Annotated in this window: 23 protein-coding genes and 1 other annotated feature; of the genes, 16 read left to right on the forward strand and 7 right to left on the reverse strand. The window is 54.2% G+C overall.

The genetic code is table 11. The features are described 5' to 3' along the window. The first annotated feature begins 64 nt into the window (after window positions 1-64). The 3 genes from serB to nadR all read left to right on the forward strand — a co-directional run bounded on the left by serB (window position 65) and on the right by nadR (window position 3,779). Window positions 65-1,030, forward strand: a complete 966-nt coding sequence (gene serB, locus GEAM_RS00965) for a phosphoserine phosphatase (RefSeq protein ID WP_034786979.1) — start codon at window positions 65-67, stop codon at window positions 1,028-1,030. 29 nt (window positions 1,031-1,059) lie between these two features. Continuing rightward, window positions 1,060-2,442 (forward strand): DNA repair protein RadA, encoded by a 1,383-nt coding sequence (gene radA, locus GEAM_RS00970; protein ID WP_034786981.1) that lies wholly within the window; start codon window positions 1,060-1,062, stop codon window positions 2,440-2,442. 77 nt (window positions 2,443-2,519) lie between these two features. Next, window positions 2,520-3,779 carry a multifunctional transcriptional regulator/nicotinamide-nucleotide adenylyltransferase/ribosylnicotinamide kinase NadR gene (nadR, locus tag GEAM_RS00975; RefSeq protein WP_034786984.1) on the forward strand — a complete coding sequence of 420 codons (1,260 nt, stop codon included), beginning with the start codon at window positions 2,520-2,522 and terminating at the stop codon, window positions 3,777-3,779. Window positions 3,780-3,845: 66 nt separating this feature from the next. Here the strand turns inward: nadR and GEAM_RS00980 are convergent, their stop codons facing one another. Continuing rightward, the gene (locus tag GEAM_RS00980; RefSeq protein ID WP_034786986.1) at window positions 3,846-4,847 is read right to left on the reverse strand and encodes a zinc-binding alcohol dehydrogenase family protein; all 1,002 of its coding nucleotides are present in this window, start codon (window positions 4,845-4,847) and stop codon (window positions 3,846-3,848) included. A gap of 100 nt (window positions 4,848-4,947) precedes the next feature. Between GEAM_RS00980 and GEAM_RS00985 the strand changes: the two genes are divergently transcribed. Next, complete coding sequence (locus tag GEAM_RS00985) at window positions 4,948-5,868, forward strand: LysR family transcriptional regulator (RefSeq protein ID WP_034786989.1); 921 nt, start codon at window positions 4,948-4,950, stop codon at window positions 5,866-5,868. 44 nt (window positions 5,869-5,912) lie between these two features. Here the strand turns inward: GEAM_RS00985 and ettA are convergent, their stop codons facing one another. Continuing rightward, the gene (gene ettA, locus GEAM_RS00990; RefSeq protein ID WP_072009841.1) at window positions 5,913-7,580 is read right to left on the reverse strand and encodes an energy-dependent translational throttle protein EttA; all 1,668 of its coding nucleotides are present in this window, start codon (window positions 7,578-7,580) and stop codon (window positions 5,913-5,915) included. 420 nt (window positions 7,581-8,000) lie between these two features. Here ettA and sltY point away from each other — a divergent pair, with 420 nt between their 5' ends. After that, a complete protein-coding gene (sltY, locus tag GEAM_RS00995) occupies window positions 8,001-9,929 on the forward strand; it encodes a murein transglycosylase (protein WP_034786993.1) in 1,929 nt (642 codons plus the stop codon). Between the two features lie 55 nt (window positions 9,930-9,984). Then, complete coding sequence (trpR, locus tag GEAM_RS01000; RefSeq protein ID WP_034786996.1) at window positions 9,985-10,329, forward strand: trp operon repressor; 345 nt, start codon at window positions 9,985-9,987, stop codon at window positions 10,327-10,329. An 8-nt stretch (window positions 10,330-10,337) separates the two neighbouring features. Here the strand turns inward: trpR and yjjX are convergent, their stop codons facing one another. Then, window positions 10,338-10,871 (reverse strand): inosine/xanthosine triphosphatase, encoded by a 534-nt coding sequence (yjjX, locus tag GEAM_RS01005; RefSeq protein ID WP_034786997.1) that lies wholly within the window; start codon window positions 10,869-10,871, stop codon window positions 10,338-10,340. 51 nt (window positions 10,872-10,922) lie between these two features. On the opposite strand from yjjX, the gene gpmB reads away from it, so the two are divergent. Continuing rightward, on the forward strand, window positions 10,923-11,570 hold the full coding sequence (gene gpmB / locus GEAM_RS01010) for a 2,3-diphosphoglycerate-dependent phosphoglycerate mutase GpmB (RefSeq protein ID WP_034787000.1): 648 nt from the start codon (window positions 10,923-10,925) through the stop codon (window positions 11,568-11,570). A gap of 22 nt (window positions 11,571-11,592) precedes the next feature. Here gpmB and robA read toward each other — a convergent pair whose 3' ends face one another. Continuing rightward, the gene (robA, locus tag GEAM_RS01015) at window positions 11,593-12,459 is read right to left on the reverse strand and encodes an MDR efflux pump AcrAB transcriptional activator RobA (protein WP_034787003.1); all 867 of its coding nucleotides are present in this window, start codon (window positions 12,457-12,459) and stop codon (window positions 11,593-11,595) included. A gap of 211 nt (window positions 12,460-12,670) precedes the next feature. On the opposite strand from robA, the gene creA reads away from it, so the two are divergent. Beyond that, window positions 12,671-13,147, forward strand: a complete 477-nt coding sequence (gene creA, locus GEAM_RS01020; RefSeq protein WP_034787005.1) for a protein CreA — start codon at window positions 12,671-12,673, stop codon at window positions 13,145-13,147. A gap of 89 nt (window positions 13,148-13,236) precedes the next feature. On the opposite strand, the gene arcA is transcribed toward creA, so the two are convergent. Beyond that, on the reverse strand, window positions 13,237-13,953 hold the full coding sequence (gene arcA / locus GEAM_RS01025) for a two-component system response regulator ArcA (RefSeq protein ID WP_034787008.1): 717 nt from the start codon (window positions 13,951-13,953) through the stop codon (window positions 13,237-13,239). Between the two features lie 665 nt (window positions 13,954-14,618). Between arcA and GEAM_RS01030 the strand changes: the two genes are divergently transcribed. From GEAM_RS01030 to thrC, 5 genes are all read left to right on the forward strand, one after another. After that, a complete protein-coding gene (locus GEAM_RS01030) occupies window positions 14,619-15,305 on the forward strand; it encodes a tRNA/rRNA methyltransferase (RefSeq protein WP_034787010.1) in 687 nt (228 codons plus the stop codon). 232 nt (window positions 15,306-15,537) lie between these two features. Continuing rightward, the gene (thrL, locus tag GEAM_RS22480) at window positions 15,538-15,600 is read left to right on the forward strand and encodes a thr operon leader peptide (RefSeq protein WP_229333726.1); all 63 of its coding nucleotides are present in this window, start codon (window positions 15,538-15,540) and stop codon (window positions 15,598-15,600) included. Then, window positions 15,539-15,656, forward strand: a sequence feature (Thr leader region). Its footprint overlaps the gene before it by 62 nt. 55 nt (window positions 15,657-15,711) lie before the next feature. Continuing rightward, entirely contained in the window at window positions 15,712-18,171 is a 2,460-nt protein-coding gene (gene thrA, locus GEAM_RS01035; protein WP_034787012.1) for a bifunctional aspartate kinase/homoserine dehydrogenase I, read from the forward strand. 1 nt (window position 18,172) lies between these two features. Beyond that, window positions 18,173-19,102 (forward strand): homoserine kinase, encoded by a 930-nt coding sequence (thrB, locus tag GEAM_RS01040; RefSeq protein WP_034787017.1) that lies wholly within the window; start codon window positions 18,173-18,175, stop codon window positions 19,100-19,102. 3 nt (window positions 19,103-19,105) lie between these two features. Next, the gene (gene thrC, locus GEAM_RS01045; protein ID WP_034787312.1) at window positions 19,106-20,395 is read left to right on the forward strand and encodes a threonine synthase; all 1,290 of its coding nucleotides are present in this window, start codon (window positions 19,106-19,108) and stop codon (window positions 20,393-20,395) included. A 68-nt stretch (window positions 20,396-20,463) separates the two neighbouring features. Here thrC and yaaA read toward each other — a convergent pair whose 3' ends face one another. Further along, the gene (gene yaaA / locus GEAM_RS01050) at window positions 20,464-21,237 is read right to left on the reverse strand and encodes a peroxide stress protein YaaA (RefSeq protein ID WP_034787019.1); all 774 of its coding nucleotides are present in this window, start codon (window positions 21,235-21,237) and stop codon (window positions 20,464-20,466) included. Window positions 21,238-21,374: 137 nt separating this feature from the next. Next, window positions 21,375-22,820, reverse strand: coding sequence for an alanine/glycine:cation symporter family protein (locus GEAM_RS01055; protein WP_034787028.1), 1,446 nt, complete (start codon window positions 22,818-22,820; stop codon window positions 21,375-21,377). A gap of 282 nt (window positions 22,821-23,102) precedes the next feature. Here GEAM_RS01055 and tal point away from each other — a divergent pair, with 282 nt between their 5' ends. From tal to GEAM_RS01070, 3 genes are all read left to right on the forward strand, one after another. Continuing rightward, on the forward strand, window positions 23,103-24,056 hold the full coding sequence (gene tal, locus GEAM_RS01060) for a transaldolase (RefSeq protein WP_034787030.1): 954 nt from the start codon (window positions 23,103-23,105) through the stop codon (window positions 24,054-24,056). Window positions 24,057-24,203: 147 nt separating this feature from the next. Further along, window positions 24,204-24,791 (forward strand): molybdopterin adenylyltransferase, encoded by a 588-nt coding sequence (gene mog, locus GEAM_RS01065; protein ID WP_034787032.1) that lies wholly within the window; start codon window positions 24,204-24,206, stop codon window positions 24,789-24,791. Between the two features lie 128 nt (window positions 24,792-24,919). Then, window positions 24,920-26,236, forward strand: a complete 1,317-nt coding sequence (locus GEAM_RS01070; RefSeq protein ID WP_034787035.1) for an MFS transporter — start codon at window positions 24,920-24,922, stop codon at window positions 26,234-26,236. Window positions 26,237-26,310: the final 74 nt, after the last annotated feature.

Consider the following 26,310-nt stretch of genomic DNA (forward strand, 5'->3'; position numbering starts at 1 on the left):
GATTTTGGGTAATATTTTACGCAATTCTTGTTTTTCTACGCCTAACTGCTCGACAGGAGTGATCATGCCAAACAGTCTGACCTATTGCGATCTTCCAGCGGAGATCCACCAATGGCCGGGACTTCCCCTTTCACTCAGCGGTGACGAAGTGATGCCGTTGGACTACCGTGCTGGGCATACTGGCTGGCTGCTGTACGGCAGGAAACTGGATAAAACAAGCATTACGAACTTCCAACGCCGTCTGGGTCGCGCTCTGGTGATTGTCAGTGCCTGGACCGTTGATGATTATCAGGTTATTCGTCTGGCCGGTGCATTGACCGCGGACATAGAAGCGTTGGCCGAGTCCTTCGAGCTTGATGTCACCCAGCTTGGCAAAGTGCCGCACATGCGCACGCCGGGGCTGCTGGTGATGGACATGGATTCTACCGCGATTGAGATTGAATGCATCGACGAAATTGCCAAACTGGCGGGCGTCGGCGAGCAGGTGGCTGAAGTGACCGAACGCGCGATGCGCGGCGAGCTGGATTTTTCGGCCAGCCTGCGTCAACGCGTCGCCACCTTACAAGATGCTGATGCCAGCATTCTGCAACAAGTGCGCGAAACCCTGCCTCTGATGCCGGGCCTGACCAAGATGGTGCAGCGCCTGCAAGAGCTGGGCTGGCACGTGGCCATCGCCTCCGGCGGTTTTACTTATTACGCCGAGTACCTGCGCGACAAGCTGAACCTGATTGACGTGGCGGCCAACGAGCTGGAAATCCGCGACGGCAAGCTGACCGGGCGCGTGATTGGTCCGATTGTCGATGCACAATATAAAGCCGACACGTTACTCAAGCTGGCAGAGCGGCTGGAGATCCCGAAAGAGCAAACCGTGGCTATCGGCGACGGCGCGAACGACCTGAAGATGATGGCCGTTGCGGGGATGGGCATTGCCTATCACGCCAAGCCAAAGGTCTACGAGCAGGCGGAAGTCTGTATCCGTCACGCCGACTTAATTGGCGTTCTCTGTATTTTAAGCGGAAGCTTAGCCTAAGTTTTAAATCAAATATTTCGAGGTAAGTTGTGGCAAAAGCAGCAAAACGAGCATTTGTGTGTAATGAATGCGGCGCAGATTATCCGCGCTGGCAGGGGCAATGCAGTGCCTGTCAGGCCTGGAACTCCATTACCGAAATCCGTTTGTCTGCCTCGCCAACCGTGGCCCGCAACGAGCGTTTAAGTGGTTATGCCGGTGATGCGGGCGTTAGCCGCGTGCAGAAGCTGTCTGAAATCAGCCTCGACGAACTGCCGCGTTTCAGTACCGGATTCAAAGAGTTTGACCGCGTGCTGGGCGGCGGCGTGGTGCCGGGCAGTGCGATCCTGATTGGTGGTAATCCGGGAGCGGGCAAAAGTACGCTGCTGTTGCAGATCCTCTGTAACCTCGGCGAAAGCATGAAAACCCTGTATGTCACCGGCGAGGAGTCACTCCAGCAGGTGGCAATGCGCGCCCATCGCCTCGGGCTGCCGACCGCCAACATGAACATGCTGTCGGAAACCAGTATTGAACAAATCTGCCTGATTGCCGATCAGGAGAAGCCGAAGCTGATGGTGATCGACTCCATTCAGGTGATGCACATGGCGGACATCCAGTCGTCGCCGGGCACGGTAGCGCAGGTGCGTGAAACCGCCGCCTACCTGACGCGCTTCGCCAAGACGCGCGGCGTGGCGATTGTGATGGTGGGCCACGTGACCAAAGACGGTTCTCTGGCCGGGCCGAAGGTGCTCGAGCACTGTATCGACTGCTCGGTGCTGCTGGACGGCGACGCCGACTCCCGCTTCCGCACCCTGCGTAGCCATAAAAACCGTTTCGGCGCAGTGAATGAATTGGGCGTGTTCGCCATGACCGAGCAGGGCTTGCGCGAAGTGAGCAACCCGTCGGCCATCTTCCTGAGCCGTGGTGATGAGATAACGTCCGGCAGCTCGGTGATGGTGCTGTGGGAAGGGACCCGGCCTCTGCTGGTGGAGATTCAGGCGCTGGTGGACCACTCGATGATGGGCAACCCGCGCCGCGTGGCGGTAGGCCTTGAGCAGAACCGACTGGCGATCCTGCTGGCGGTATTGCACCGTCACGGCGGCTTGCAGATGGCGGATCAGGACGTATTCGTCAACGTGGTTGGTGGCGTAAAAGTCACGGAAACCAGTGCTGACCTCGCATTGCTGCTGTCGCTGGTTTCCAGTTTGCGCGACCGCCCGCTGCCACAAGACCTCGTGGTGTTCGGCGAAGTGGGGCTGGCAGGGGAGATTCGCCCGGTGCCGAGTGGTCAGGAGCGAATTACCGAAGCCGCCAAGCACGGCTTTAAACGCGCCATCGTGCCTCATGCCAATGTGCCGAAAAAGGTGCCTGCCGGGATGCAGGTGTTTGGCGTGAAGAAGCTGGCGGACGCGCTGGCGATCCTCGACGATCTGTAACATTTTCTGAGTATTCCTCTACCCGCCAGTTGTGCTATTTTTGTTTAGTAAATTAAACGCAGGGTAGAGGACAAGGTATGTCACAGTTTGATTATCTGAAGACGGCAATTAAGAAACAGGGATGTACGTTACAGCAGGTGGCGGATGCCAGCGGCATGACCAAGGGCTATCTTAGCCAACTGCTGAATGCCAAAATCAAAAGCCCGAGTGCGCAAAAGCTGGAAGCACTGCACCGTTTCCTCGATCTTGAATTCCCCCGCCGGGAGAAAAACATCGGCGTGGTGTTTGGTAAATTTTATCCCCTGCATACCGGACACATCTATTTAATCCAGCGCGCCTGTAGTCAGGTTGATGAACTGCACATCATCATGGGCTACGACGAGCCTCGCGACCTGAGCCTGTTCGAGAACAGCTCCATGTCTCAGCAACCCACGGTGAGCGACCGCCTGCGTTGGCTGCTGCAAACCTTTAAGTATCAGAAGAATATCCATATTCATTCGTTTAACGAAGAGGGAATGGAGCCTTATCCGCACGGCTGGGACGTGTGGAGTAAGGGGATCACCGACTTTATGAACAAGCAGGGGATCGTGCCGAACACCATCTATTCGAGCGAAGAGAACGATGCGCCGCGCTACCGCGAGCATCTGGGGATCGAAACCGTGCTTATCGATCCCAAACGCTCGTTTATGAATATCAGCGGATCGCAAATTCGCCGCGACCCTTTCCGCTACTGGGATTATATCCCGACCGAAGTAAAGCCGTTCTTCGTGCGAACCGTGGCGGTGCTGGGCGGCGAGTCGAGCGGAAAGTCCACGCTGGTCAATAAGTTAGCCAACATCTTCAACACCACCAGTGCCTGGGAATATGGCCGCGATTATGTCTTCTCGCACCTCGGCGGCGACGAGATGGCGCTGCAATATTCCGACTATGACAAAATCGCCCTCGGGCAGGCTCAGTACATTGATTTCGCGGTGAAATACGCCAACAAGGTGGCTTTCATCGACACCGATTTCCTGACCACGCAGGCATTTTGCAAAAAGTACGAAGGCCGCGAGCATCCCTTTGTTCAAGCCTTGATGGATGAATATCGGTTTGATTTGGTGATCCTGCTGGAGAACAACACGCCGTGGGTGGCGGACGGGCTGCGCAGCTTGGGCAGCACCACTGACCGTTCTTCCTTCCAGAACCTGTTAATCGAGATGTTGCAGCAAAACAACATTGACTACGTGCACGTGAAATCCTCGGACTATGACGAGCGTTTCCTCGAGTGCGTGGAGCTGGTGCAGATCATGCTGGCGGCGGACACCAGCCGAGTGAGCGCGCTGCCGAAAGAGTAACTCGTCGTTATGAAAAAGCCCTCGATTCTCACAAATCGAGGGCTTTTTTTATGCAAAGGCTACGGCTTAGAAGGCGATAACCACTTTGCCTTGCATATGGCCGTCGAGCACTTTGGCGTGGGCGGCTTCGATGCTTTCCACCGTCAGGCCGTGCAAGGTGTCGCTCAGCGTCGTTTTCACTTTGCCCGCGTCCACTAACTCAGCCACCTGCTTGAGGATTTCACCCTGCTGTGCGATGTCCGGCGTGTTGAACATGCTGCGGGTGAACATCAGCTCCCAGTGCAGCGCGGCGCTTTTCACTTTCAGGCTGCTCTGATCCAGCGGATGCTCATTCTCAACGATGGTACAGATGTGGCCCATTGGCGCGATCAGGTCGCTGATGGCGGCCCAGTGGCCGTCGGTGTCATTCAGGCAGAGGATGAAATCGACCTGTTTGATGTCGTGTTTCGCCAGCTCACCTTTCAAATCTTTGTAGTTCACGGTCAGGTCCGCGCCGCGATCCAAACACCATTGGGCTGATTCCGGGCGTGAGGCGGTGGCGATCACTTTCACTTTGCTGCGCAGCGCGGCGAAAGGAATTGCCAGCGAGCCAACGCCACCGGCACCGCCGATGATCAACAGGGTTTTCTCTTCACCGGCGTTTTGGATGTGCAGGTGTTCGAACAGGGCTTCCCACGCGGTCAGCGCGGTCAACGGCATGGCGGCGGCTTCGGCCCAGTTGAGTGAGCTAGGTTTGCGCGCCACGATGCGTGAGTCAATCAGCTGCTCGGTGGCGTTGCTGCCTGAACGGGTGATGTCACCGGCGTACCAAACTTCGTCGCCCGCTTTAAAGTTTTTCACCGCGCTGCCGACGGCTTTCACCACGCCGCTGGCATCCCAGCCCAGCACGCGCGGGGCATCCAGACCATTTTTCTGTGCGCCTTTGTGTACCTTGGTATCGACCGGGTTAACGGAGACGGCTTTCACTTCAACCAGCAGGTCAAATTCGCCGACTTCAGGCTGTGGCAGTTCAATCGCAATAAAGTGCGCAGGGTTCTTCGGGTTTACGGCAATAGCGTTGATGGACATGTGGGTTCCTCCATTTAGGGTTACACAGAGTGTAGTCGCCATGGGCTAAGCTGATAAGATGGACAATAACTAACAAAGTGTTCGTCTGAGGTGAACAATCATGTTCAAACAATTGCAGGATATGGCGCTGTTTGCCTTGGTTGCCGAGTGCGGCAGCTTTACCGCCGCCGCCGAGCGCGCGGGGTTGCCCAAGTCGAGCGTCAGCCAGCGTGTAAGCCAGCTGGAGAAGTCCGTGGGCATTCGCTTACTCAATCGCACCACGCGGCAGCTCAACCTGACCTTCGCCGGTGAACGCTATTTGATCCATTGCCAAGAGATGATGCTGGCGAGCGAACGCGCCGAGCTGGCTATCCGCCGCCTGCGTGATAACCCCAGCGGCCGCCTGCGTATCACCAGCCCGGCGGGTTTGGGAGCCACGCTGCTGGCGCGGATGAACGCGGAGTTCCAGAAGCGCTACCCCGAGGTATCGCTGGAAGTGTCGGTCTCGGACGCCATGGTAGATCTGGTGCAGGAGGGCTTCGACTTGGCGCTGCGCACCGGCAAGCCGCAGGACTCGTCGCTGATTGGCCGCGAGTTGGGCCACAGCCCGCGCTACTTACTCGCCTCTCCGGCCTATCTGGCGACGCACTCGCCGCTGACCCATCCGCAGCAATTGGCTTCGCACAACTGTATCGCGCACCGCGCGTGGGCCGAGTGGGTGCTGCATCGCGGGGAGACTTATCATCGCTGGCTGCTGCCGGGGGCGCACTCCACTGACAACCTGCTCTATGCCCGCGAATGCGCGGTGGAAGGGGCGGGGATCACCCTGCTACCGGCGTTTTTATGTCATGACGAAGTGGCGAAAGGCCTGCTGGTGCGGGTTCTGCCCGAGTGGGAAGCCGAGGGCAATGACCTCTATCTGGTCTACCCGAGCCGCAAACTGAATTCACCAGCGCTGGCCTGTTTTATCGATTTTATGCTGGAAGAGTATGACTTTGCGAAGAGCTACAGTGAGGCGCTGGCGGTTAAATCTGAGCCATAAAAAAGGCCCGTTTCCGAGCCTTTCATCAAGTAAACGATCGAGACTTATTTGATCATCTTCTTGTATTTAATACGCTTAGGTTCCAGTGCATCGGCACCCAGAGTGCGTTTTTTGTACTCTTCGTATTCGGTGAAGTTACCTTCGAAGAATTCAACTTTGCCTTCATCCTGATAATCAAGGATGTGCGTCGCGATACGGTCGAGGAACCAACGGTCGTGGGAAATGACCATGGCGCAGCCTGGGAATTCCAACAGGGCGTTTTCCAGTGCGCGCAGGGTTTCGATGTCGAGGTCGTTGGTTGGCTCATCGAGCAGCAGCATGTTGCCGCCGACTTGCAGCAGTTTCGCCAAGTGCAGACGACCACGCTCACCACCGGACAGCTCGCCAACGCGTTTGCCCTGATCAACACCTTTGAAGTTGAAGCGGCCCACATAGGCGCGGCTTGGCATTTCGGTGTTGCCGATGCGCATGATGTCCTGACCGCCAGACACTTCTTCCCACACGGTTTTGCTGTTGTCCATCGAGTCACGGAACTGATCGACAGAGGCCAGTTTCACTGTGTCGCCCAGTTCAATGGTGCCGCCGTTTGGTTGCTCTTGACCAGACATCATGCGGAACAGGGTAGATTTACCCGCGCCGTTTGGACCGATAATACCGACGATCGCGCCTTTTGGTACGGAGAAGGAGAGGTCGTCAATCAGAACGCGGTCACCGTAGGATTTGCTCAGGTTCTTCACTTCGACCACTTTGTCGCCTAAGCGTGGGCCAGCTGGAATGAACAATTCGTTGGTTTCGTTACGTTTCTGGTATTCAGTGCTGTTCAGCTCTTCGAAGCGTGCCAGACGGGCTTTGCCCTTAGACTGGCGGCCTTTCGCGCCCTGACGCACCCACTCCAGCTCTTTCTCGATAGATTTACGACGCGCCGCTTCAGAAGAAGCTTCCTGCGCCAGACGTTCATCTTTCTGCTCCAGCCAAGTGGAGTAGTTGCCTTCCCATGGAATACCTTCACCACGGTCAAGCTCCAGAATCCAACCGGCAACGTTGTCGAGGAAGTAACGGTCGTGGGTGATCGCCACAACGGTACCTTCGAAGTCGTGCAGGAAGCGTTCCAGCCAAGCAACGGACTCGGCGTCCAAGTGGTTGGTGGGTTCATCGAGCAGCAGCATCTCTGGCTTTTCAAGCAGCAGGCGACACAGCGCCACGCGGCGGCGCTCACCACCGGAGAGGTTAGCGACTTTGGCATCCCAGTCTGGCAGACGCAGGGCATCAGCCGCGCGCTCCAGCTGAGTGTTCAGGTTGTGGCCGTCGTGCGCCTGAATGATCTCTTCCAGCTTGCCCTGCTCGGCAGCCAGTTTGTCGAAATCTGCATCCGGGTCAGCGTAGAGGGCATAGACTTCATCTAGACGTTTTAATGCGCCAACCACTTCTGCAACGGCTTCTTCCACCGACTCGCGGACGGTGTGCTCCATGTTGAGCTGCGGCTCCTGAGGCAGGTAGCCGATTTTCAGGTCTGGCTGCGGGCGAGCTTCGCCTTCGATGTCGGTATCAATACCGGCCATGATGCGCAGTAAGGTGGATTTACCAGAACCGTTAAGACCCAATACGCCGATTTTGGCGCCCGGGAAGAAACTCAGGGAGATGTTTTTAAGAATGTGACGCTTCGGCGGAACCACTTTGCCGAGGCGATGCATTGAGTATACGTATTGAGCCACGTTGTTTTGAGCCTCTTTCTATGCGAGCCGCGCGCTGTCTGCAACAAGCAGGCGCTGCGGCGGATTAAAGTCAGCCCCGCCGTAAACGGCATGACTGATAAGTGTTCCGACTGCGAAGTTTAGCCTGTTTCGCTACGCTTCCCAACCATCGAACCTCACAGGACGCCAATAATCTCCTTTAAAGATGAAAAATGATCGCGCGGCAGAGAAATCGGCCTGCTGTCGTCTGGTATCTGCGCGCCGCTTGCACCACACTGTGTAAAGTTTGTGATGCTGTGAACGCATGACTTCAATTTTAAAAATGAATGCATTAGCGTAGGCGTTGTCTACGCATTGCGGCCCGGATTCGTCATTGATGAGCGACGAAGGCTGCACCCTGTTTGGCAGTCAGCAATACAACCAGCGAGGATAAAGGCAAGTATGGTCAAGGTGGACAAAGGGTATCTTTTGGCAGCAGGCATGTTGTTGGTCGCCGTTTCTGGAGTCGCCAAAGCGGACTCTTTAGACGGTCAGCGCCAGCGTTATATGCAAATCAAGCAGGCTTGGGACAATAACCAGATGGACGTGGTTAATCAGCTGATGCCGACCCTGAAGGATTATCCGCTTTATCCTTATCTGGAATACCGTCAGCTGACGCAAGACTTGAGTCTGGCGACGCCGCAGCAGATCAGCAGCTTCGTGCAATCTCATCCTACTTTGCCTCCGGCGCGTTCTCTGCCTTCACGCTTCGTCAATGAGTTGGCCAATCGTCAAGACTGGACCGGTTTGCTGACCTTCAGCCCGCAGCCGCCAAAGCCGGTGGCCGCGCGCTGTAACTACTATTACGCCAAATGGTCGACCGGCGATCAGAAAACCGCGCTGAACGCCGCGAAAGACATCTGGCTGACCGGCACCTCGCTGCCGAACGCCTGCGACAAGCTGTTTAGCGTGTGGCAGCAGGGGGGCAATCAGACGGCGCTGGTCACCCTGCAACGCATTGGTTTGGCGATGAAGCAGGGCAACAGCAATCTGGTGAATTTCCTCGCCAAGCAGCTGCCTGACGACTACCAGACCATGCGTGACGCCTTGCTGAAGTTGCAAAGCGATCCGAACAGCATTGAAAGCTTCGCCCGCAGCGTCGGCCCGACCGACTTCACCCGCAATGCCGTGGCGATCGCCTTCACCCGTATTGCCCGTGAAGATGTGGAAAACGCCCGCTCGATGCTGCCAATCTTGGCTCGCTTGCAGAAGATGAGCGACAGCGACCGCCTCGAGCTAGAAGAGGCCGTGGCGTGGCAGCTGATGGGCAGCACCGCGACGCCTGAGCAGGCCAAATGGCGCGATAGCGTTATCCTGCGCAGCCATTCGACCTCGCTGGTGGAGCGCCGAATTCGCATGGCGCTGGCCGCCGGGGACCGCCAAGGGCTGAGTCAGTGGATGGATCGCCTGCCTGCGGATGCGCAACAGGAAGATGAATGGCGCTACTGGGAAGCCTCGGTGCTGATTGACCAAGGTAAACGCCAGCAGGGTGAGACCATTCTGCGCACGCTGATGCAGGGTCGTGGCTTCTACCCAATGGCCGCTGCGCAAAAGCTTGGCGTGCCTTACCCGATGCAGGTGTCAGTCGCCACCAAGCCTGACGCCAGCTTTGCCTCGCTGCCTGAAATCGCCCGCGTGCGTGAGCTGATGTACTGGCACATGGACAATCTGGCGCGCACCGAATGGACCTATTTGGTGCTGAGCCGCAGCAAAGATCAGCAGTCGGCGCTGGCGCGTTACGCCTTCGAGCGCAACTGGGCCGATCTCAGCGTGCAGGCGACCATTGCCGGTAAGCTGTGGGATTACCTCGAGGAGCGCTTCCCACTGGCGTGGGCGCCTGAATTTAAGCAGGCGACGGACGATAAAGGCATTACACAGAGCTACGCGATGGCCATTGCGCGTCAGGAAAGTGCGTGGAACCCAGAGGCTCGCTCGCCGGTTGGCGCTTCTGGCCTGATGCAGGTGATGCCTGCCACGGCGCAGCACACGGTGCAGATGTTTAACCTGCCGGGCTATACCAGCCCAAGCCAGCTGTTCGACCCGCAGACCAATATCCTGATTGGCACCAACTATCTGGAATATGTTTATCAGCAGTTTGGCCGCAACCGTATTCTGTCCAGTGCCGCCTATAACGCCGGCCCATCGCGCGTGAATACGTGGTTGGGCAACAGCGCGGGCCAAATCGACGCCGTGGCCTTTATCGAAAGTATCCCTTTCTCCGAAACTCGGCGATATGTTAAAAATGTGTTGGCGTACGACGCGTTTTATCGCTACTTTTTGCATCAGCCGGCAAAAGTTTTGACCGATGCCGAATGGCAGAGGCGTTACTGATTTTTAACAGCTATGTTATGCTGCCGTACTAGTTTAATAGTATGGCAGCCATGACATGACCCAAACTCCGGTAAACGATCCCGCTCTTTCCCAACAAGGCAATGAGGACTGGCAGTGCTTTATGGCGCTGTTACAGCAATCTTTCGCTGAAAATCTCCACCACGAACTGCTGCAATTGCTACTGACGCCTGATGAAAGGGCTGCCTTAGGCACACGTGTCAGAATTGTTCAGGAGTTGATGCGTGGCGAACTCAGCCAGCGAGAGTTGAAGAATCAATTGGGGGCAGGGATTGCAACGATCACCCGAGGGTCTAACGGTTTGAAGAACGCACCGGCCACGCTGAAAGCTTGGCTCGGCACGCAATTATTAGGTCCTGACGAAGTCAGTAAAGACGTCTGACGCAGGCGTCAGTGCGTTTGCACTCTGACTTGATACACCGCGTTGTGGAAGGGCGCTAGCGCCAATACCAGCGCCTGATGATACACGCTGGTACGGGTCAGTTTACCGGCGGTAAAAATGCCAATCGCCCCGCCTTTGCGTTTAACTTCGGCAATTCCCGTCAATTTTTCCATTTCATCGCCCAATTCACTGCCTTGGTTGATCTCTTGTAATATAATTTCAGGCAGCATCAGGCTGGCTGAACGGGATTCGCCGCGTTGATGCATGTTTTCGATGACCATCCAGGCGAAGGTCATGTTGTCTTCAATTCCGGCTTCAATGCCAACCCAAAAATCCGCTTCGGGACGCACTTGTCGTGCGCTGATGACGCGGTGTCGGGCACCAGTACGGGTTTCGCTGCTGCCAATAGGTTGGTTAGACACGCCGCTGTCGACATCGACGCCTTCGATACGGAACGAGTCAGTGCCAAAAATGTCCTCAAATGCCAGAGCAATAGCTTTAATTTTTGCCGGGTTAGTGGTTGCAGCGACAACGTGGTACATAGAGTTTTAGCATCCTTTAGCAAATTTCACGCAGTATAACGGAAAACACTCATGTTACAGGTATATCTCGTCCGTCATGGCGAAACCGAATGGAATGCAGCACGCAAGATTCAGGGACAATCAGACAGCCCGTTAACCCAAAAGGGCATCTTCCAGGCACAGCAGGTGGCCGAGCGCGTGCGCCGCGAAGGCATCACGCACGTCATCACCAGCGACCTTGGGCGCACTCGCGCCACGGCGCAAATCATTGCTGATGCCTGTGGTTGCGCTGTCACCGAGGAGCCGCGCCTGCGCGAGCTGCACATGGGCGTGCTGGAAACGCGTAATCTTGATGGCCTGAGTGCGGACGAAGAAACGTGGCGTAAGCAGATGGTCGACGGCACGCCGGATGGCCGCATTCCACAGGGCGAGAGCATGATTGAGCTGGCCGAGCGCATGCGTTCAGCACTCGATAGCTGCCTTGATTTACCGGCGGGCAGTAAGCCGCTGCTGGTGAGCCACGGCATCGCGCTGGGTTGCCTTATCAGCACGATTTTAGGGCTTAAGCCTTATGCCGAGCGCCGCCTGCGCCTGCGCAACTGTTCAATTTCGCGCGTGGATCATCAGGAAAGTGCGTGGCTGGCATCTGGCTGGATTGTGGAGACTGCGGGCGATATTTCGCATCTGGATCAGCCCGCATTAGATGAGCTGCAACGTTAAACGCGGCAGCTTTACAGCAGAATTAACGGCGAATAGGGATAAGATAATCGCATTCTATTTCGGTCGGCGGCGTAGCGCTCGGCACTTTATGTTTGGTATAGAATCGCTCAATGTCTTGTCCCTTTCTGCGCGTCATTTTCAGCGACGGCAGGCAGGTTCCGTACAGCGTCAGGATGAACTCCTGAAGCAGTTCTGGTGAACCTTTGTAGTGGAACATCGCGTACTCACCTTCCTGCACCACAATCGGCTGACCTTCCACATTCTCTGGCAGATGCTTCGGTTCGATAGCCGTGGTGTACAACACTTCCTGCTCGTCATCTTTTTCCTGACTTGGGCGAGAGTGGTGCAAACCGTAGAGTACCGGCGGCAAGGTTTTGGCTTCACCAATGTACTGACGCCAGAAATGCAGGCGCATCTCATTACGGTAAGTGGTGATCTGTTCCAGCGTACAGGAGTAGCTCTGCGTAATGCCGATCAGATTTTGCTCCGGCAGCGAGACGAACTCTGGCTGTGGCAAAATGAATGCGCCAAGGCGAATCGGCGGGCAGATCCCGAAGGAGTGCCAATCTTCTGAACGACGGTATAGCGCGGGCGTCTGTGCGAACTGTTTTTTGAAGGCGCGAGTAAACGTCTGCTGAGAATCAAAACGGTATTGCAGGGCAATATCCAAGATTGGTCGGCCAGTCAGGCGCAGCGCGACGGCAGCTTTTGACAGGCGACGAGCACGAATGTAAGCACCAATTGCGTTACTCGTGACATCCTTAAACATACGTTGCAGGTGCCATTTCGAATATCCGGCTTTTGCTGCTACGTTGTCGAGTGATAACGGCTGGTCTAAATGGGTTTCTAACCAGCTGAGAAGATCACGAATGATTCCTGCTTGATCCATAGATCGTCCTCGTTGAACTAAGATAAATGCACAGAATGATGACGCCGCATAATAGCAACTTTTTCTGCTTAAGACTTCTTAAGAATTTTTTAGCTAAACGTGCTTTTTGCTTCTCTAACCGAATATTCCTACTACAAATTGTGAGCAAGGGCATTCATTAATATCGTCTTTGCTCGATATCACCATCAGCAGCGTGCTGCGGAGTAACCTAATGAAAAAATGTTGTATTTTTGTTTTTGGACTGTTCTTTATTTGTTTGAATTCGGCACAGGCGGAGCAGGTGGGATCGGTAGATACCGTGTTCAAATTCTTAGGGCCAGACCACAAAATTGTGGTTGAAGCCTTTGATGATCCTGATATTAAAAATGTAACCTGTTATATCAGTCGGGCAAAAACTGGCGGGATAAAAGGCGGCTTAGGATTGGCTGAAGACACCTCTGACGCGGCTATCTCTTGCCAGCAGGTGGGGCCAATCGAACTGAGCGATAAGATTAAGCAGGGCAAGGATAAGGGCACGGTGGTGTTCCAGAAACGCACCTCGCTGGTGTTCAAAAAGCTGCAAGTGGTGCGCTTCTATGATGCCACTCGTAACGCGCTTATCTACCTGAGCTATTCCGACAAAGTGGTCGACGGTTCGCCGAAAAACGCCCTCAGCGCGGTGCCAATCATTCCTTGGGGTGCTCGCTAACAGCCTTGGATTGATACCAAAAGCAAAGGCCAGCATATGCTGGCCTTTTTCATTGACGACGCCTTACCGCAGGGTTGGCAACCTGCTGCTTAGTCTTCTAAGTCACCGCAGAAACGATAGCCTTCACCATGAATGGTGGCGATGATTTCTGGGGTATCTGGCGTAGCTTCGAAGTGTTTACGAATGCGACGGATAGTCACGTCAACGGTACGGTCATGAGGCTTAAGCTCACGGCCGGTCATTTTCTTCAGCAAGTCGCCACGGGTTTGGATCTTGCCCGGATTCTCACAGAAATGCAGCATTGCGCGGAATTCACTGCGCGGCAACTTGTACTGCTCGCCCGCAGGGCTTACCAGCGAACGGCTATTGATATCCAGTTCCCAACCGTTGAATTTGTAGCTTTCTACCAGACGGCGTTCTTCGCCAGTGGTGCTCAGATTCATGGTGCGGGAGAGCAGGTTACGTGCGCGGATGGTCAGCTCACGCGGATTGAAAGGTTTAGTGATGTAATCATCAGCACCAATTTCCAAACCAAGAATTTTGTCGACTTCATTGTCGCGGCCGGTCAGGAACATCAAGGCAACGCTTGCTTGTTCACGCAGTTCACGGGCCAACAGCAAGCCATTTTTACCCGGCAGGTTGATATCCATGATGACCAGATTGATGTCATGTTCAGACAAGATGTTGTGCATTTCTGCACCATCATTGGCTTCATGCACCATGTAGCCTTCTGCTTCAAAAATGCTCTTTAGCGTATTACGGGTCACTAACTCGTCTTCGACGATCAGGATATGAGGAGTCTGCATGTTTGCTACCTAAGATTGCCAACAAATTGAAAATAGGAGTACAGAAGTCCTTGTTATTCCGATGAATTTTGACAGCGGATGCGCTATCTCACTCGTTACATGACTAAAGTACGTAAATGCGTTTCTGATGCGCTTTACACCAACACCATCGTTGTCGCCAGCTCTACCGTGAAGCCACTTTGTGACTTGCTACTTGGGTGCTGTAATGGCGCTTATCCTAACCCTATTAACAGCAATATAACAGCGAGTGCCGATATTTCCACTCAACAAAACTACGCTTTGTTGACATATATCAAATTCAATTGTAGCACGGTAACACTTTAGTGAAAAACACTTATAGGAATGCACGGTTAAGTCACATTTTGCCCAAAATTGGTCACGATTCAGCAAGTTATAATTTCAATGCTTAATATTGATAGAATTGATTCGATCCGCTCGAAATATCAATATGATTCATAAGGTTTATTTTACTTTATAACTCATGTAGAGAAGGTTCATTTCTATTTTCTGGCTAACCGCAGGTTTTATCCAATTTAGTTTTCGGTGGATATTTGACTGTTAAGTTTATGTGAAAAATTGTGCAATTTGAGAAGTCACTTTTACTCAATTAAAAGCTCACTTAAGATCCACCGCAGATATTTCTAATTCGAAGATTCAGAGGACTGATGCAACTTCATATTATTTTGGTTTCCCCGGCGCGGCCTGAAAATGTCGGCGCTGCGGCACGAGCAATGAAAACCATGGGGTTCGCGTCATTGCGCATTGTCGACAGTCAGGCTCACCTGCAACCCGAGGCGGGATGGGTGGCGCACGCGTCCAATGAAATTCTGCATAACGCGCAACATTTCGACACTCTCGAGGCGGCGCTGGCCGATATCGATTTCACCGTGGCGACCACCGCGCGCAGCCGCGCCCGTTTCCACTACTACAGCACGCCAGTGGAGCTTCTCGGGCAGTTAGAGGAGAAGCGCGAGTGGATAAACAACGCCGCGCTGGTCTTTGGGCGGGAAGATTCCGGGTTGACCAATGAAGAGCTGGACTTGGCTGATATCCTCACCGGCGTGCCGATGGTGGCGGATTACCCTTCGCTGAATCTTGGGCAAGCCGTGATGGTGTTCTGCTATCAGCTGTCGGCGCTAAACCAAATTTCAGCACCTGTAGTGGCCAAACCCGATGCCGGACAACTGTGTGCGTTGCGCTCAAGAATTAACCGTTTATTGGATGCGGTAGAAGCCAGCGAAGACCAAAAATTGACGGATTGGGTGCAGCAACGTGTAGGACTTTTCCAGCAAAGAGATGCTGCAATGTTGCACACTTTGCTGCATGACATCGAAAAAAAACTGACAAAGTGATCTGAGGCGCAGCGTGGTTTGTATGGGGAAATGCTCGGGTCTGGGTCTCATGACCTCGCTTTTTCACTGATTTAGGCCGTTTAAGCAGAGAATAATCTGTTTGGATTTCATTGTGACGCTTGGCGCAAAATCAGAAAAAAATTGACTTGTGGTGCCTGATGCTTTAGCTAATAGGGGCAGACAGAGTAAAAAACACAACATATAAACAGACAGACAGAAAATAAAAATGCGAATGATCAGCCTGAACACAACAATTATTACCACCACCGAAACCACAGGTTACGGGGCGGGCTGACGCGTACAGGAAAAACAGAAAAAAGCCCGCACCTAAACAGTGCGGGCTTTTTTTTTAGCGACTTTTTTAACGAATCGTCATCTACGAATGAGCTTCAGGAGAGTACCAGAAATGCGAGTGTTGAAATTTGGCGGGACTTCAGTAGCAAACGCGGAACGCTTCTTGCGCGTCGCGGACATCATGGAAAGCAATGCACGTCAGGGACAGGTTGCCACGGTACTTTCTGCGCCGGCCAAAATTACCAACCACCTCGTCGCAATGATTGAGCGAACGGTTGCTGGGCAAGAGATCCAGCCAATCATGAGCGATGCAGAACGCATTTTCTCCGAATTAATCACCGGTCTTGCTGAGAAGGTTCCGGGCTTTGATCTGCCGAAAGTGAAAACTTTCATCGAGCAAGAGTTCGGCCAGCTCAAGCAGTTGCTGCACGGCATCAGCCTGTTAGGCCAGTGCCCTGATAGCGTCAACGCCTCAATCATCTGCCGTGGCGAGAAGCTCTCCATCGCCATCATGGAAGCCGTGTTTGTCGCTAAAGGCTTTGGCGTAACCGTTATCAACCCAGTGGAAAAATTGCTGGCTCAGGGCAGCTATCTGGAATCCACCGTGGATATCAACGAATCCACGCTGCGAATCGCCGCCAGCGGCATTCCTGCTGACAATATCGTGTTAATGGCGGGCTTCACCGCCGGTAACGACCGCGGCGAGCTGGTGGTGCTGGGCCGTAACGGCTCCGACTACTCAGCCGCCGTTTTAGCCGCCTGTCTGCGCGCCGACTGTTGCGAAATCTGGACTGACGTCGATGGCGTTTATACCTGCGACCCGCGCACTGTGCCCGATGCTCGCTTGCTGAAATCGATGTCCTACCAAGAGGCAATGGAGCTTTCTTACTTCGGCGCCAAAGTTCTTCACCCTCGCACCATCCTGCCCATCGCCCAATTCCAAATCCCTTGCTTGATTAAAAACACCACCAACCCGCAGGCTCCGGGCACCCTGATTGGCAGCGAAAGCCTTGACGACAACACGCCGGTCAAAGGCATCACCAACCTGAACAACATGGCGATGATTAATGTCTCCGGGCCGGGCATGAAAGGCATGGTCGGCATGGCGGCGCGCGTGTTTGCCGTAATGTCGCGCACCGGCATCTCGGTGGTGCTGATCACCCAGTCCTCCTCTGAATACAGCATCAGCTTCTGCGTGCCTCAAGGCGAGCTGGAGCGCGCGCGTCGCGCACTTGAAGATGAATTCTATCTGGAGCTGAAAGACGGCCTGCTCGAGCCGCTGGACGTAATGGAGAAGCTGGCGGTTATCTCGGTCGTCGGCGATGGCATGCGCACGCTGCGCGGCATTTCAGCCAAGTTCTTCTCCGCGCTGGCCCGCGCTAACATCAATATCGTGGCTATCGCTCAAGGCTCCTCCGAGCGCTCAATCTCAGTCGTGGTGAACAATGACGATGCCACCACTGGCGTTCGCGTGAGCCATCAGATGCTGTTCAACACCGATCAGGTTATCGAAGTGTTTCTGATTGGCGTTGGCGGCGTAGGCGGGGCGCTCATCGAGCAGGTTCGTCGCCAGCAGGCGTGGCTTAAAGCCAAGCATATCGAGCTGCGGGTGTGCGGCATCGCCAACTCTCGCGCCATGCTGACCAACATTCACGGCATCTCTTTGGACAACTGGCGTGACGAGCTGGGCGCGGCGAAAGAGCCGTTCAACCTTGGCCGCCTGATCCGTTTGGTGAAAGAGTACCACCTGCTTAACCCGGTGATTGTTGACTGTACCTCCAGCCAAGAAGTGGCTGACCAGTATGCGGACTTCTTAGCCGACGGCTTCCACGTCGTGACGCCAAACAAGAAAGCCAACACTTCGTCGATGAACTATTACTACCAGTTGCGTAAAGCGGCGGAGCATTCACGCCGCAAATTCCTCTACGACACCAACGTCGGCGCGGGCCTGCCGGTGATTGAAAACCTGCAAAACCTGCTCAATGCGGGTGACGAGCTGGTGCGCTTCTCCGGCATCCTTTCTGGCTCGCTGTCCTACATTTTCGGCAAGTTGGATGAAGGGATGTCGCTGTCCGAGGCCACGCTTCAGGCGCGCGATATGGGTTATACCGAGCCAGACCCGCGTGATGACCTGTCGGGCATGGACGTCGCTCGCAAGCTGTTGATTCTGGCCCGTGAAGCCGGTTACAAACTGGAACTCTCTGACATTGAAGTTGAATCCGTTCTGCCGTTATCCTTCGACTCTGAAGGTAGCGTGACCGACTTTGTCAGCCGACTGCCAACGCTGGACGGCGATTTCGCCCAGCGCGTGGCTGACGCGACGGCGCAAGGCAAGGTTTTACGCTACGTGGGTTCTATCGAAGAAGGCCGCTGCATAGTGAAAATCGCGGCCGTCGACGGCAACGACCCGCTGTATAAAGTGAAAAATGGCGAGAATGCCTTGGCGTTCTACAGCCGTTATTATCAGCCTCTGCCATTAGTCTTACGCGGTTATGGCGCGGGCAATGACGTTACTGCTGCCGGCGTATTTGCCGATCTTTTGCGAACGCTGTCATGGAAGTTAGGAGTTTAATATGGTTAAGGTGTATGCCCCTGCCTCAATTGGCAATGTCAGCGTAGGTTTTGACGTGTTGGGCGCGGCTGTTTCTCCGGTTGACGGCACGCTGCTCGGCGACTGCGTTAGCGTAGAGGCAGCGACAGAATTCAGTTTGAAGAGCGAAGGCCGCTTCGTCTCCAAGTTACCGGATCGCATGGAAGACAATATCGTCTTCCAGTGCTGGCAGCGTTTCTGTCAGGAAATCGGCAAAGAGATCCCAGTCGCCATGACGCTGGAAAAGAACATGCCGATTGGCTCTGGGCTAGGTTCTAGCGCCTGCTCGGTGGTTGCCGGGCTGGTGGCGATGAACGAGTTCTGCGGCAAGCCGCTGGATGAAAACACCATGCTTTCCCTGATGGGCGAGCTGGAAGGGCGTATCTCCGGCAGCGTGCATTTCGACAACGTCGCGCCGTGCTATCTCGGCGGCATTCAGCTGATGCTGGAAGAGTTGGGCGTGATCAGCCAAAACGTGCCGAGCTTTGATGATTGGCTGTGGGTGATGGCTTATCCGGGCATTAAAGTGTCGACCGCCGAAGCGCGCGCGATTCTACCGGCCCAGTACCGCCGTCAGGACTGCATCAGCCACGGTCGCTACCTCGCTGGCTTCATTCACGCCTGCCATACGCAACAACCGGCGCTGGCTGCTAAATTAATGAAAGACGTAATTGCCGAGCCTTATCGCACGCGCCTGCTTCCGGGCTTTGCCGAAGCGCGCACCGCCGCTGAAGAAATTGGCGCTCTGGCTTGTGGTATTTCAGGCTCCGGCCCGACGCTGTTTGCCGTGTGCAATGACAGCGCAACCGCCAAACGTATGGCGGACTGGTTGCAGAATCACTATCTGCAAAATGATGAAGGCTTTGTTCATATTTGTCGTCTGGATACCGCAGGCGCGAGACTATTGGGATAAATGATGAAACTGTATAACCTGAAGGATCACAACGAGCAGGTCAGCTTTGCTCAGGCCGTTAAGCAAGGTTTAGGGAAGCAGCAGGGGCTGTTCTTCCCTCTCGAACTGCCTGAGTTTGCGCTGAGTGACATCGATGGCCTGCTGGAGCAAGACTTTGTAACCCGCAGCAGCCGCATTCTGTCCGCGTTCATCGGTGATGAAATTCCAGAAGACCAGCTTTTCCAGCGTGTGAAAAGCGCCTTTGCTTTCCCGGCGCCGGTTGCCAAAGTGTCTGACGATATTGCCTGTCTGGAGCTGTTCCACGGCCCAACTCTGGCCTTCAAAGACTTCGGCGGCCGTTTCATGGCACAGGTGCTGACTCAGGTTTCTGGCGACCAGCCGGTGACTATTTTGACTGCAACGTCGGGTGACACCGGCGCGGCGGTGGCTCACGCCTTCCATGGCATGAAAAACGTGCGCGTCGTTATCCTCTATCCGAAAGGCAAAATCAGCCCGTTGCAGGAAAAGTTGTTCTGTACGCTGGGTGACAACATCCACACCGTGGCGATCGACGGCGACTTCGACCAGTGTCAGGCACTGGTGAAGCAGGCGTTTGATGATGAAGAGCTGAAGCACGAGCTGAAGCTGAACTCGGCAAACTCGATTAACATCAGCCGTTTGCTGGCGCAAATCTGCTACTACTTTGAAGCCGTGGCGCAATTGCCACAGGAAGCGCGCAATCAGCTGGTTATCTCTGTGCCGAGCGGCAACTTTGGTGACCTGACGGCTGGCCTGCTGGCGAAATCATTGGGCCTGCCGGTCAAACGCTTTATCGCGGCAACCAACGCCAACGACACCGTGCCGCGCTTCCTCGCCAATGGCGAATGGGCACCGAAAACCACGGTAGCGACTTTGTCGAACGCGATGGACGTCAGCCAGCCAAACAACTGGCCGCGCGTAGAAGAACTGTATCGCCGTAAAATTTGGAAGCTGAAAGATTTGGGCTTCGGCGCGGTGAGCGATGACACCACGGAGGACGCGATGCGCGAACTGGCGGACATTGGTTACATCTCTGAACCTCACGCCGCCATTGCCTACCGCGTGTTGCGCGATCAGCTGCAACCGGGCGAATTCGGCCTGTTCATCGGCACTGCGCATCCGGCCAAGTTCAAAGAGAGCGTGGAAGCGATTCTGAGCCAAGAAATCGATTTGCCGAAAGAGCTGGCGGAGCGCGCGGATCTTCCGCTGCTGTCGCACGACTTACCGGCTGATTTCAGCGAAATGCGTCGTTTCCTGATGGCGCTGCCAAAGTAACGGCTAGCTGAGTTTCAGACAGTAAAAAGCCCTCTTGCGAGGGCTTTTTTTATGGCTTCAGGCACGGCTTATTGCTCCGGGCGGGTGAACACCAGCTCATTACCTGCGGAGCGGGCCGGGTCATATTCATAACCTTCCAGATTGAAATCTTGCAGCTGGCTGACCTTGCTCAGGCGCTCTTTAATGATGAAACGGCTCATCAGGCCACGGGCCTTTTTGGCGTAGAAACTGATGACTTTGTAGTTGCCATTTTTCTGGTCAAGGAACACCGGCTTGATGATTTCGCCATCGAGCTTGGCCGGTTTAACGGCTTTGAAATACTCGTCTGACGCCAGATTAATCAATACTTTATCGCCCTGCTCAGCCAATAACTTATTAAGTTTCTCGGTCAGTAAATCACCCCAGAAAGCGTACAGATTCGCGCCCTGCGGGTTCTCCAAGCGGATACCCATCTCCAGACGATAAGGCATCATCAAGTCCAGCGGGCGCAGCAGGCCATACAGGCCAGAAAGCATGCGCAGGTGGCCTTGGGCGAAGTCGAAATCTTTCTCGCTGAAATCTTCCGCCTGCAAACCGGTATAGACATCACCTTTAAATGCCAAGATTGCCTGACGCGCATTGTCCGGGTTGAAATCAGGCTGCCAGTCGTTAAAGCGTTCCGCGTTGAGCAGCGCCAGCTTGTCGCTGATGCCCATCAGGCTGGAGATCTGGGCTGGCGTCAGCTTACGCGCCACGCTGATTAACTGGCTCGACTTATCCAGTAATTCAGGCTGGGTAAAGCGTTTTGTGGCGAGTGGGCTTTCGTAGTCGAGCGTTTTAGCAGGAGAAATAATGGTCAGCATAGTCGCATCCGTTGGTCGGCTATCGGTTCATCGTGAGATCTTGGTTTCGGCCCTATTTTAGCAAAAATCTGCCCTAAACCGGCCAAAAAAATGGCGCGAAGGTCGGGCAGAAGAGAAATTTCTGCGATAGGAAAAACTTAATGTTTCGCTTGAGAAGGGGTTTTCTGCCATACGTCGGGAGTAAGCTGCTCGCGGAACTCGGGGAAGTGGTCGGGGTTGAACACCGGCGTTTTGCCCATTCGGCGCTGACGCTCGTAATCCTTAATCACTTTCAGGGCAATGCTAGAAAGCAGCATCAGGGCCGTGAGGTTGATGATGGTCATCAGCGCCATGCTGATATCAGCCATTTTCCACACGGTTGGCAGCTTGACCAGACAGCCGAAAGCCACCATGCCAAGGACTAACAGGCGGAAAACATAGAGTTTTGCTTTCTCGCCGCTGCGCAGGAATACCAGATTGTTTTCAGCATAAACATAGTTCGCAGAGATAGATGAGAAGGCGAAAATAAACACGAAGCCAGACACCAGATAATGGCTCAAAGCATTGCCGGTAGCGGCCGCGACGGCTTGCTGAATCAGTGCGATGCCCGTGAGTTGCTGGTCCGGGGCGTCTAGCAAGCCGGAACTGAGAATAATCAGCGCCGTGGCGCTGCAAATCACAATGGTGTCGATGAACACGCCGAGCATTTGTGAGAAGCCAACTGCCGCCGGGTGGGCTGGCGTCGGGGCGGCGAGGGCGGCGGCGTTAGGGGAAGAGCCCATACCCGCCTCGTTGGAAAACAGCCCGCGCTGCACCCCTTGAGTCAGGGCCTGAGTAATCGCAAAACCTACCGCGCCCGCGGCGACCTCCTGCAATCCAAAGGCACTTTTAACTATTAAAACAAACACCTGTGGCAGGCGTTCGACATTATGCCCAATCACCCAGATAGCCATCAGCAGGTAGCCCACGGCCATGAACGGCACCAGCCACTGGGTCAGTTTAGAAAAGCGTTTTAGCCCGCCGAACAGAGTCAGGGCGGTGAGCACCACCAGACCGGCGGCGACGTAATAAGGGTTGCTGTCAAAGGAGACAGAGGCCGCCTGAGCAATGGCATTGGCCTGTAGTGCGTTGAAAATCAAACCAAAAGAGATCACCAGCATGATGGAAAACAGGATGCCCATCCAGCGCATGCCAAGACCCTTCTCCATATAATCTGCCGGGCCGCCGCGATAATTCCCCTTTAAGTCTCGCCCCTTAAACAGCTGCGCCAGCGTGTTTTCAAACAGCGCGGTCACCATGCTGATCAGAGCAATGACCCACATCCAGAAAATAGCGCCCGGCCCGCCTGCGGTGATAGCCAAGGCCACGCCCGCTACATTGCCGGTGCCGATACGGGCCGCAAGGCTGATGCACAGCGCCTGAAAAGTGGAAATACCGCGTGGATTGCTACTGTTTTTATGGATATGGGAGGAGAAAATATGGCCAAACAGGCGGAACTGGATAAAGCGGGTGCGCAGGCTAAAGTAGATGCCCGTCCCTAGCAGTAGGTAGATTAGAATTGAGCCCCAAAGAATGTTGTCGAAAAAATCCAGCATTTCGCTCATTGGAAGCCTTTGTTGTTCAATTTAGTGATGATAGACCCCTGCATGGGTGATTGTATTTTAGCCATTTTGTGCTGAGTGCCGGTTAACATAGCCTTTTTGTCCGCGTGGGGACACTGTCATTTTGACTGAAAAATTAAGATTCTGTAGAAGATAAACCCATTTTTATCATGCCTATCGCACCGCCATATCTGCCTTGCGCGTGGCTTTTTGCATGTTATCATCAGGCAAAGGCAAGGCATGAAAATGCCTCAACGAAAATGTACAAACGATGAGATATGCCAAATGACCGATAAACTGACTTCCCTACGCCAACTGACTAAAGTTGTTGCAGACACCGGGGATATTGCGGCAATGAAACTGTACCAGCCGCAAGATGCTACGACCAACCCGTCTCTGATCCTCAACGCTGCACAAATTCCTGAATACCGTAAATTGATCGACGAAGCCATTGCATGGGCTAAAGATCAAAGCAGCGATCGTGACCAGCAGGTTGCTGACGCGGCTGACAAACTGGCGGTAAACATTGGTCTGGAGATCCTGAAACTGGTCCCAGGTCGTATCTCTACCGAAGTTGATGCGCGTCTGTCTTATGATACCGAAGCGAGCGTGGCTAAGGCCCATCGTCTGATCAAACTTTATAACGATGCGGGCATCAGCAACGACCGTATCCTGATCAAACTGGCTTCAACCTGGCAGGGTATCCGTGCCGCAGAGCGTCTGGAAAAAGAAGGCATCAACTGTAACCTGACTCTGCTGTTCTCCTTCGCTCAAGCTCGTGCTTGTGCTGAAGCTGGCGTTTACCTGATTTCTCCATTCGTTGGCCGTATCCTCGACTGGTACAAAGCTAACGGCGACAAAAAAGAGTTCGCGCCGCACGAAGATCCAGGCGTTATCTCTGTGACCGAAATCTACGAATACTACAAACAGCACGGCTACGAGACTGTGGTTATGGGCGCAAGCTTCCGTAACATCGGTGAAATCATCGAGCTGGCTGGTTGTGACCGTCTGACTATCGCGCCTGCACTGTTGAAAGAACTGGCAGAAAGCGAAGGTCCGCTGGAGCGTAAACTGTCTTACACTGGCGAAACTAAAGCACGTCCAGAGCCATTGACTGAAGCTCAGTTCTACTGGGATCACAGCCAAGACCCAATGGCTATCGACAAACTGGCGGACGGTATCCGTAAGTTTGCTATCGACCAGGGTAAACTGGAAAAAATGATCGCTGACCTGCTGTAATCACGGCTCTCAGTATCAGAAGGCGACTCATTGAGTCGCCTTTTTTAATGTCTGAAGAAAAAAATCTCGCCCCGACTTACCGATATACTTATCCTTTATCCCATTCACGGCTGGGTTGCCGAACAAATGCTTGGGGAGAAGAAAAGCATGGATAACTTACGAATTGGTTTGGTGTCGGTTTCGGACCGCGCTTCAAACGGCATTTATCAGGATAAAGGCATTCCGGCATTAGAAGCTTGGTTGGAAAAAGCGCTGATCACGCCTTTTAAGGTTGAGAAGCGATTGATCCCCGACGAGCAGCCGCTGATTGAGCAGGCGATTAGCGAGTTAGTGGATGAATGTGGCTGCCATTTGGTACTGACCACCGGCGGCACAGGTCCGGCGCGTCGCGACGTCACCCCTGATGCCACCTTGGCCGTTGCCGACCGAGAGATGCCGGGCTTTGGCGAGCAGATGCGTCAAATCAGCCTGCACTTCGTGCCAACGGCTATTCTCTCGCGTCAGGTGGGCGTTATCCGTAAACAGGCGCTGATTTTGAATCTGCCAGGCCAGCCAAAGTCGATTCAGGAAACACTGGAAGGCTTGAAGGATGAAGCCGGGAAGGTGATTGTTTCGGGGATTTTTGCCAGCGTGCCTTACTGTATTCAACTGCTCGACGGCCCTTATATTGAAACGCACGAGGACGTGGTAGCAGCTTTTCGTCCCAAAAGTGCCCGCCGCGATACAAAAAGCTAAAGTTAGACTATTTCTGACATAAGATTCAGCCCATCTGGTGCCTAAAACGTTTGCCGTTATAGTAATCATTCCTTTACAGGTAGCGGCTCGTTTTTTTACATCTTCCACTTTGTGCTATACGGTATCTTATGCAACAGGCTAATAATCGCCGACTTAACCGGCAAGATTTCAAGACACTGTCCCTTGCTGCATTAGGCGGCGCCCTCGAGTTCTACGACTTCATCATTTTTGTTTTCTTTGCCGCAGTCATTGGCGATCTGTTCTTCCCGGCGGATATGCCTGACTGGGTTCGTCAGGTGCAAACCTTCGGGATTTTCGCTGCGGGCTATTTGGCGCGCCCGCTGGGTGGCGTCATCATGGCGCACTTTGGCGATCTGATTGGCCGTAAGCGAATGTTTAGTTTCAGTATTCTGCTGATGGCGCTACCTACGCTGGCGATGGGCCTGCTGCCGACCTATTCCTCTATTGGCATTGCTGCACCTCTGTTACTGCTGCTAATGCGCCTGTTGCAAGGTGCGGCGGTTGGCGGGGAAGTGCCGGGCGCTTGGGTCTTTGTCGCTGAACACGTGCCGCGCAAGCACATTGGTTTTGCCTGCGGTACGCTGACGGCGGGCCTTACCGTCGGTATCTTGCTCGGCTCGCTGGTGGCGACCGTGCTGCATAGCACCTTGTCGGCAGAGGCCGTGCGTGACTACGGCTGGCGCATTCCCTTCTTTATCGGCGGGATTTTCGGCCTGATCGCCATGTACCTGCGCCGCTGGCTGCAAGAGACGCCGATTTTCCTTGAGATGAAAGCCAAGAAAACCTTGGCGGAAGAGCTGCCGCTGAAGTCAGTGGTGGTCAATCACAAGAAAGAAATCGTGATTTCAATGCTGATGACTTGGCTGCTGTCAGCCTGTCTGGTGGTGGTGATCCTGATGACGCCGACCTATTTGCAAAAGCAGTTTGCTATCCCGGCGGCAGAGGCGTTGCAGGCTAACAGCATGGCGACCATTGCTTTGACCTTCGGCTGCATCGTGGCGGGTTGGATAATCGACCGCATCGGCGCCAGCAAAATGTTTATCTTCGGCAGTCTGTTCTTGGGCGTTTGTACTTGGGCCTTCTACCACGTGGTGGCCACCGACCCGTCTAAGCTGATGGTGATGTACGCGCTGGCGGGCTTTAGCGTCGGTCTGGTAGGTACAGTGCCTTATGTCATGGTGCGCGCCTTCCCGGCGGAAGTGCGTTTCACCGGCATCTCTTTCTCTTATAACGTCTCCTACGCCATTTTCGGCGGGCTGACGCCAATCTTCATCTCCTTTATCACTCACGTCACGCCAATGGCTCCGGCCTATTATATTCTCGCGATGGCGGTGGTGGGCGTGCTGATGGGCTTCTACTTAACCCGTGATTTGAATAGCGATGAGAAGAGTGAGTTTACCCGCCCGGCGGCCTCAGGCCGTTAAGCGAACAAGATAGTGTGAAAGTAAAAAGCCCCGGCGAAGATGCCGGGGCTTTGTTTTTTTGGAATCTATAAAAG

Source organism: Ewingella americana ATCC 33852, from assembly GCF_000735345.1.
In the GTDB taxonomy this organism is placed as follows: domain Bacteria; phylum Pseudomonadota; class Gammaproteobacteria; order Enterobacterales; family Enterobacteriaceae; genus Ewingella; species Ewingella americana.

Excerpts from the sequence above, each read along its gene's own strand:
- thrB (WP_034787017.1), top strand. The coding sequence starts at position 18,173 with ATGGTTAAGGTGTATGCCCCTGCCTCAATTGGCAATGTCAGCGTAGGT.
- mog (WP_034787032.1), top strand. The coding sequence starts at position 24,204 with ATGGATAACTTACGAATTGGTTTGGTGTCGGTTTCGGACCGCGCTTCA.
- thrC (WP_034787312.1), top strand. The coding sequence starts at position 19,106 with ATGAAACTGTATAACCTGAAGGATCACAACGAGCAGGTCAGCTTTGCT.
- arcA (WP_034787008.1), bottom strand. The coding sequence starts at position 13,953 with ATGCAGACTCCTCATATCCTGATCGTCGAAGACGAGTTAGTGACCCGT.
- GEAM_RS00985 (WP_034786989.1), top strand. The coding sequence starts at position 4,948 with ATGTTCAAACAATTGCAGGATATGGCGCTGTTTGCCTTGGTTGCCGAG.
- yaaA (WP_034787019.1), bottom strand. The coding sequence starts at position 21,237 with ATGCTGACCATTATTTCTCCTGCTAAAACGCTCGACTACGAAAGCCCA.
- gpmB (WP_034787000.1), top strand. The coding sequence starts at position 10,923 with ATGTTACAGGTATATCTCGTCCGTCATGGCGAAACCGAATGGAATGCA.
- GEAM_RS00980 (WP_034786986.1), bottom strand. The coding sequence starts at position 4,847 with ATGTCCATCAACGCTATTGCCGTAAACCCGAAGAACCCTGCGCACTTT.
- creA (WP_034787005.1), top strand. The coding sequence starts at position 12,671 with ATGAAAAAATGTTGTATTTTTGTTTTTGGACTGTTCTTTATTTGTTTG.
- robA (WP_034787003.1), bottom strand. The coding sequence starts at position 12,459 with ATGGATCAAGCAGGAATCATTCGTGATCTTCTCAGCTGGTTAGAAACC.
- GEAM_RS01070 (WP_034787035.1), top strand. The coding sequence starts at position 24,920 with ATGCAACAGGCTAATAATCGCCGACTTAACCGGCAAGATTTCAAGACA.
- tal (WP_034787030.1), top strand. The coding sequence starts at position 23,103 with ATGACCGATAAACTGACTTCCCTACGCCAACTGACTAAAGTTGTTGCA.
- yjjX (WP_034786997.1), bottom strand. The coding sequence starts at position 10,871 with ATGTACCACGTTGTCGCTGCAACCACTAACCCGGCAAAAATTAAAGCT.
- serB (WP_034786979.1), top strand. The coding sequence starts at position 65 with ATGCCAAACAGTCTGACCTATTGCGATCTTCCAGCGGAGATCCACCAA.
- nadR (WP_034786984.1), top strand. The coding sequence starts at position 2,520 with ATGTCACAGTTTGATTATCTGAAGACGGCAATTAAGAAACAGGGATGT.
- sltY (WP_034786993.1), top strand. The coding sequence starts at position 8,001 with ATGGTCAAGGTGGACAAAGGGTATCTTTTGGCAGCAGGCATGTTGTTG.
- trpR (WP_034786996.1), top strand. The coding sequence starts at position 9,985 with ATGACCCAAACTCCGGTAAACGATCCCGCTCTTTCCCAACAAGGCAAT.
- GEAM_RS01030 (WP_034787010.1), top strand. The coding sequence starts at position 14,619 with ATGCAACTTCATATTATTTTGGTTTCCCCGGCGCGGCCTGAAAATGTC.
- GEAM_RS01055 (WP_034787028.1), bottom strand. The coding sequence starts at position 22,820 with ATGAGCGAAATGCTGGATTTTTTCGACAACATTCTTTGGGGCTCAATT.
- thrA (WP_034787012.1), top strand. The coding sequence starts at position 15,712 with ATGCGAGTGTTGAAATTTGGCGGGACTTCAGTAGCAAACGCGGAACGC.